We start from the raw sequence: 7,174 nt of genomic DNA on the forward strand, positions 1-7,174 counted from the left end.
CTGCACATCACTCTTCATCACCAAAACACTAAACGCGCTCTTCCTTATTTTCGCCGCCAAACCCCTGCTTACCTTTCTCTAGTTTTCTTATACAATCAAAGTCCATAAAAACCCAGTCAAGGAAGTAGAAAGAAATGACCTTCAGCCTAAGTTGCTGAAGGTCGTTACATTTTTGTGGATGGTTCGGTATCCTGTCCCTTTACACTTCCTTAGCAGCAGCAGTACACATTGTACCGCTGAGAACAACCAACACCCCTAAATAGAAAGCTCCGGTTAAGCTTCCGCTCATATCCTTTACCAACCCGCTCACTAGAGGGGCTATTACAGCCGCCGACATCCCCACCAGATTAAATAGTCCCACCGCCGCTCCTAAAGCACCGGGGCTCTTTTTCGCCACGTGATCCCCAAACCACGAGATGATCACTGTATCTGATACCGTGCGTCCAACCAGTCCGTACAGTACCAGTGCTCCCGCTAATACCGGCACCGACCTCACGTAGGTCAGAGAAAAGATAGTAACCGCTTGAAGCGGATAGAGAATAAGTGCCAACTGGCGCCGCCCTACTCTGTCCGACAGCCGACCAGCAAACATGGCCGCCGGAATAGCCGAGAGGGCCGGCAAAGCTGTGAACACGCCGGCGGCGGTAAGGCTAAGGGATCGTTCAGTAGCAAAGAAATCAGGCCCCCAGGTCAGGGCTACCCAGAATCCATAGCCGGCACAAAAAGCCGCCAGATTTAACGCCCACAGATCCTTGTCCGCCAGGATCTTTTTCATGTTAGGTTGCTGCCAACCCTCATTGGGATCGGCATCAGTATTGGTTGTTAGCCCCGGTAGGTTACGCCGGAACCATATTGGCACCAATAACGTAGGAACCGCCAGCACCAAGAAGGGAATACGCCAACTGCCGGTGTATAAATATATCGGTCCGGAACACGCCAGGCCAAGAGCGGTACCTACTGACATCCCGGCGTTTATTGTAGCCGATGCCAGTCCGCGCCGAGTTTTGGGCACCGTCCCGATATTGATGCCGTAGGACGTGGGGTAAAAAGCACCCATCCCGATACCGTGCAATCCTACCAGGATAATCAACAAAGCATAGTCATTAGCCGTCAACCCTAACATTAAAAGCGCTCCGCCGCCGAGCAAATAGGAGACAATTAACACCCTCTTCAGCCCCAATCTATCCCCTAACAATCCCGACGGTACCTGCATAGCTACATATAAGAAGAAATAAGTGCTAGTAATAAACCCGGTAGCCGTACCGCTCAGTCCAAACTCTTCGGCAATTACTTTGAGCATGGGATAAAGAACAGTCCGATCCGCATACATAAAAAGGGCCCCCACGGCCAGCACCAGCACCGTCGCTCTCAGTTCCTCCTGTGTCCGCTCCGTCGCCCCTTGCCAATGAGCCTCCATGTGAAATCTCCTTCCCCTAGCAATCATCCGAACCAAGTCTATGCAGTCGATCCAGCAGTCATAGAGCTGAAACCTAACGCTCATAGAAAGGATATGCCGGCCAGAATACCACATTACACTGATCTCGAAAGCAATGATTGATCACCTAGTTGTTATATTTTCTACTGTACAGACGGCAAATCCTTTAAGAAACAAGTAAGCATTGACTTTGACAACCAACTCTCTTTAGGCAGGATATAGGACTGACCATATAGAATTAATAGAACCTCCAGTGAAACAACCTTTAACACTGCACTCTGTGACCCGTCAGTCAGATTTATTGGGCAACTTGATCTGACAAAATCTGATCTTGAAAAAACGGGCAATTGGCTTAAAGAAATTCTTGATCAGAACGCCAATTACGGTATCAGGTTGATAACAAAACGATATCCCGCCACGTTTGCCTCTTTTCTTGTGGGCGGAGGAATTTGGCATTATGAAGAAGGCGATTATTGGTCGTTTACCAATACCTATTTAGAAATAGAACGCGATGACTTAAATGGCTGTCTGTACAGCGAAGTATTGGGTACACCAACCCTCATTTTATTCGATGATGTACCGGGCGGGGCCGGCCATGTGCGCCGGGTAGCAGAAGAAGAATGCCTACGGGAAGTCCTTAACGCGGCCCATTCTAGGCTGGCGCGGTGCACCTGTGGTGGCAAAGAAGAAAAAAGCAGCTGTTATAGCTGCCTGCGCCATTACCAGAACCAGTTTTGCCATGATGGCCTTGAGCGGGGACCAGTGATCCATTTCCTGAAAAAGTTGCTGTCCTAAGTGTTGCTTACGGCTACATGACTTTTTCGGCAGGTAATTGTAGGTGAGGCATGATGTGGGACATGATGTTTTCTTGTTTTCGAGAAAACCCTTGACATATGCGCTGCTGGCGGTTAATATGTTAGTAACAAGTAAATATTACCCTTTAAAGACGGTCCTGTGAGGCTGGCAAGGGAAACGAATTTGAATGGGGAAAGTGCACCCTGCTGGCCGAAGGCCAGCAGGGTTTTTTGCTGCGCAAGACAAGGAGGTGCTGTCCTTGGATATGAAAGAGGTCCAAGGTGTATTACAGGAGGCAGGGGTATATAAACACGGTCATTTCCAATTTACATCGGGTTTGCACAGTGATATTTATCTGGAGAAGTTTCAGGTGATGCAGTATCCGAAGTACACTGAAATCCTGTGCGCGGAGATGGCCCGGCGCACAAAGCACCTGAAACCGGACGTCATTATCGGCCCAGCCGTTGGTGGCATTATCCTCGCTTATGAAGTAGGGCGGCAATTAGGCTGTCGGGCTCTGTTTACAGAGCGGGTCGAGGGGAAAATGCAGCTTAGGCGGGGCTTTTCTGTGGCCCCCGGCGAACGGATACTGCTGGTGGAGGACATTGTCACTACCGGTGGTTCAGCTCTGGAGGTACTGGATGCCGCTCGGCCCCTTGAAGCTGTAGTAGTAGGCATAACCTGTCTAGTTGACCGCAGCGATGGCCAGGTGCAATTCCCAGTGGAGTTTTACCCGCTGCTGTCCATGGATATTAAGTCCTGGGATCCGAAAGATTGCCCGTTATGTAAGCAAAAGGTGCCGCTTGTGATACCGGGAAGTCGTCAGCTCCAATATATCTAAGGGGGTCTTGCCGTGTTTGCTCGGCGCTTAAACGAAGCCGTTCTGGACAAGAAAAGCCCGCTGGTGGTTGGTCTTGATCCTGACATAACCAAGTTTCCGCCCGGCCTTAAACCGGCCGCTACCGCGAGTAGCACGGAGATAGCAGCAGCTATACTGGCCTTTAACAAAGGTATCATCGACCAGGTGGCGGACTTGGCCCCAGCGGTGAAACCCCAGGCGGCCTTCTATGAACAATTCGGCTGGGCCGGTATGCAAGCCCTGGAAGAGACAGCTCGTTATGCTCAGTCGAAAGGACTGCTGGTGATCCTAGATGCTAAACGGGGGGATATCCCCAACACTGCTTTAGCCTACGCCCGAGCCTATTTGGCCTCTGATGAGAACCCTCATGTCTTCCCCTGCGATGCTCTTACCGTGAATCCGTTTCTAGGCCGCGATGGCCTTGAGCATTTTGTCAATGCGGCTACGTCTAACCAGCGCGGGATTTTCCTGCTGGTGCGGACCTCGAATCCAGGAGCAGCCGACCTACAAAACCTTACCGTGCAAGAGACAAAGCGTCCGGTATGGCAGGAAGTGGCTGCTTGGGTGGCCGACTGGGCGGATGACACCCGCGGCGATGAACAGTATTCGTCGGTGGGAGTGGTGGTGGGGCTAACGCATCCGCACGAAGCCCAAACCCTGCGCCAACTACTGCCGCACTCTTACTTGTTACTGCCAGGCTTAGGAGTCCAGGGAGGAAAGGCAGCCGACGCCCTACCCTGCTTCGACCACAACGGCCTGGGCGCGTTACTGGTAGCAGCCCGGAGCATAATCTACGCCTTCGATCGGGAACCATATAAGAGCCGCTTTGCTGCCGATCGGTTTGATGCGGCGGCACGGCAGGCCACAGCAGATATTCTGCGTGAGCTTAGGAATGCTGGCTACCCGCTGGGATAAAACAGCAGCTACAGCTGCGGAGGTGATGTGTCATGACCATGAGTCCCGCTATTACTTGGCTGCCCTACGTCAACCTTTTAAGCAACATGCAAACCGACTCCTATTACCACCTTAAACTCCAGCTTGGCCTGAAACCAAACCAGGCAGCCCGGGTAGTAGCTCACACCCGGCATCAAATTAAGCTGCCGCTGGTGGTGGAAGTGGAGATCAGCAGGAACAACAACTGCTTGACCAGGCTGGCCCAAGCGGTAGCTGCCGCCGGAGCCAACGCTCTCCTGCTTTCAGCCACTGATTTTGCTGCAGCCAAAACGGTACTATCCGCTCTGAACAAAGCTGTGACCCTACCGCTGTTTGTCCGTTGTCCCACCGCCGGCAGCCAGGAGCAGGAGCAACTGCAAGCTTTAGGCGCGGCTGAGATACTACCCCCGTCAACAACGGAATTGGTTTTGGCAGCCGTTAATTGAAAAACCCGTCCGATCCTTTAAGTGCGGTCCTGTGAGGCCGGCAAGGAATCTCTGGGGCGAGATCCTTTCCCCTCTTGGCCGCACAGCCAAGAGTTTTTTATAGAGGAGGAACAGGCTGTGCTGCACAAAGATCTGTTGTCCCTGGAAAACCTATCTCGGAATGAAATTGAGGGCCTACTGAGATTAGCTCTTGATCTTAAACTTCGCCTAACAGTGGGCGAAAAACTGTCCCATCTGACTGGACAGCGATTGGTACTGCTGTTCTACGAGCCAAGTACCCGAACTCGAGTCTCATTTGCCCAAGCTGCATATTTAGGCGGTGCTGAGGTCATAAGTGTTACCACCAACACCAGCAGCGTGACCAAAGGCGAGAGTCTGGTGGATACAGCGCGCACTTTGGAGGCCACCGGGGCATCGGCTTTGGTGCTACGGCACCAAGCAGCCGGGGCTGCTACCCTGGTTGCCAGCCGGGTGTCGATCCCGGTGATCAATGCCGGGGACGGTTGGCACGCTCACCCCACTCAAACGCTGCTGGATTTGCTCACAGTACAGGAAAAACGCGGCCGCATTGACGGGCTGAAGGTAGCTATCATCGGTGATGTCTTGCATAGCCGCGTGGCTCGCTCTAACATCGACGCCTTCTCGCGCCTGGGTGCCAAAGTACTGGTGGCCGGTCCACCCACTCTATTGCCACTCGGCCTGCCCGAACTAGGGGCAGAGGTAATCAGTGATCCGGCCGCTGCCATTGCCGATGCTGACGTAATTTACCTCCTGCGCATTCAACGGGAACGTCAGGCTGAAGGGTACCTGGCTTCACTGTCAGAGTATAACCGTTTGTGGGGTTTAAACAATGACTTCTTAGCGCAAGCACCGGCTGAAGCCATAGTAATGCACCCGGGACCGGCCAATATAGGAGTTGAAGTTGGCAGTGACGTAGCGTTTGGGCCGCAGGCTCAGTTTACAAAACAAGTAAGTAACGGTGTTTTAGTACGATTGGCTGTGCTCACTATCCTGCTCAGAGGTGAAAAGCAATGCTTCAGGCGCTCACACGCGGTCGCCTTCTAGACCCGGCTCAGGGTATCGACCGAGAAGGCACACTCATAATCGAAAATGGATTGATTAAAGACCTTACTTTTTCGCCGCCACCAGATGAAGCCGATGTCATTGATGTAAGTGGACACCTGGTGGTTCCCGGATTTATCGATCTTTCCTGCCGGCCAGGGAGCGTAAGTTCCAGCTCCCTGGCTTCTTTGGGCCAAGCCGCCGCCAGCGGCGGGTTTACCGGCGTTACTGTCTTGCCGGACACAACACCGCCACTCACCGATGAGTTGCGCCTGGCTGGCCTCAAGGCCCTGGCTCAACAACACTGCCCGGTACGTTTGTACCCTTTAGGTGCAATGAGTCGGAACCTAGAAGGAAAAGAACTGGCCGATATGGGTTCTCTTGCCCACGCCGGCGCATACGGCTTTTCCGATGGAACCCGCTGGCCGGCAAATTCTCAGCTCCTATTTCTGGCTTTGAAATATGTTAGTATCTTTGAGCGACCGCTGTTTATCCACCCGGAAGATCCGGCGCTGGCCGCCGGCGGCCTTATGCGCGAAAGTCTAGCAGCTACCAGGTTAGGGCTGCCGGCCATACCAGCCGTAGCTGAAGAAGCAGCCGTAGCTAGAGACCTGCTACTGACTCAAGCTAGCGGGGGACAGCTGCACTTTATTCACCTTTCCACGGCCAAAGCAGTAGCTCTGCTCAGCCAAGTGAGGCAGCAAGGCACAGCGGCTACCGGTGCCGTCCCTGTTTCTCATTTGCTTCTTACCTGTGATGATATCAAAGACTACAACACCAGCTTAAAGCTTACCCCACCCCTGGGCGAAAGAAAAGACCGAGAAGCCCTAATCCAGGCCGTGAAAACCGGCACTCTGGCAGCCATTGTCACCGATCATACGCCTGCCTCGCCGGAGCAAAAAGACGTGGAGTTCGCTGCTGCTGCCTGGGGCGGCAGTTTCCTGCGGCACGCCTTTCCCCTGCTCTATACCAAGCTGGTTCGTCCGGGCAAACTAGATCTAGCTACTGTAATCACCCGGCTCACCACCGGCCCGGCCCAAATCCTGGGCTTGGACCAAGCCGGCACCCTCAAGCCCGGAAGTCCCGCCGACATTACCGTCATCAACCTTGAGGCCACCGCCGCTATTGGTGCCCACGAGCTCCCGTCCAGCGAACGTAACACCCCCTTCCTGGGTGAGGAAGTATCAGGGTTACCTATGCTAACGCTAGTAAATGGGAACGTGGTATTCAAGATCAAATAGCAGTTTCTAATTTGTCAATTTTAAGATAGCAGACGGACTGTAGGGTGTTCTCGTAGCGGCGCATTACGACCTAAATCAAAAGAGCGAGGCGCAGCGAGGGTAAACCGCCAATGCAGGTTCCCACCTCATATGGTGGGCAAGTCGAGCTCCCAAGGGGCGAGTTCAGAGGCGGCCCGAGCGCAGCCGAGCTCGTTCTTCGCACCGCCAGAGAACACCTACGCGACGCAGCCGACCCGAGAACACCAATTACCCAGACAATAGCCTTGTACATCCATGAAGGAGGAACCCTTATGCCCAAAGACCCATCCCTCAGCCGCGTCCTGGTATTAGGCTCCGGCCCTATCATCATCGGTCAAGCGGCTGAGTTCGACTACTCAGGCTCCCAAGCCTGCCGCGCCTTGCA

At 53.4% G+C, this 7,174-nt stretch carries 7 protein-coding genes; 6 read left to right on the forward strand and 1 reads right to left on the reverse strand.

What is annotated here, in order from left to right; all coding sequences use genetic code 11:
• Positions 1-199 precede the first annotated feature (199 nt).
• Entirely contained in the window at positions 200-1,417 is a 1,218-nt protein-coding gene (locus GX016_02530) for an MFS transporter (GenBank protein HHT70441.1), read from the reverse strand.
• Positions 1,418-1,672: 255 nt separating this feature from the next.
• On the opposite strand from GX016_02530, the gene GX016_02535 reads away from it, so the two are divergent.
• From GX016_02535 to GX016_02560, 6 genes are all read left to right on the forward strand, one after another.
• Positions 1,673-2,230, forward strand: coding sequence for a DUF1998 domain-containing protein (locus tag GX016_02535; GenBank protein HHT70442.1), 558 nt, complete (start codon positions 1,673-1,675; stop codon positions 2,228-2,230).
• A 259-nt stretch (positions 2,231-2,489) separates the two neighbouring features.
• Entirely contained in the window at positions 2,490-3,071 is a 582-nt protein-coding gene (locus GX016_02540; GenBank protein ID HHT70443.1) for an orotate phosphoribosyltransferase, read from the forward strand.
• 12 nt (positions 3,072-3,083) lie between these two features.
• Positions 3,084-4,004 (forward strand): orotidine-5'-phosphate decarboxylase, encoded by a 921-nt coding sequence (pyrF, locus tag GX016_02545; GenBank protein ID HHT70444.1) that lies wholly within the window; start codon positions 3,084-3,086, stop codon positions 4,002-4,004.
• Between the two features lie 32 nt (positions 4,005-4,036).
• On the forward strand, positions 4,037-4,468 hold the full coding sequence (locus GX016_02550; protein ID HHT70445.1) for a hypothetical protein: 432 nt from the start codon (positions 4,037-4,039) through the stop codon (positions 4,466-4,468).
• 117 nt (positions 4,469-4,585) lie between these two features.
• Positions 4,586-5,533, forward strand: coding sequence for an aspartate carbamoyltransferase catalytic subunit (locus GX016_02555; protein HHT70446.1), 948 nt, complete (start codon positions 4,586-4,588; stop codon positions 5,531-5,533).
• Positions 5,500-6,771: a dihydroorotase gene (locus GX016_02560; GenBank protein HHT70447.1), complete on the forward strand. Its 1,272-nt coding sequence runs from the start codon at positions 5,500-5,502 to the stop codon at positions 6,769-6,771. The genes GX016_02555 and GX016_02560 overlap by 34 nt, the downstream gene beginning before the upstream one ends.
• Positions 6,772-7,174: the final 403 nt, after the last annotated feature.

The sequence above is a fragment of the Bacillota bacterium genome (genome assembly GCA_012837285.1).
Lineage (GTDB): Bacteria > Bacillota > DTU030 > DUMP01 > DUMP01 > DUNI01.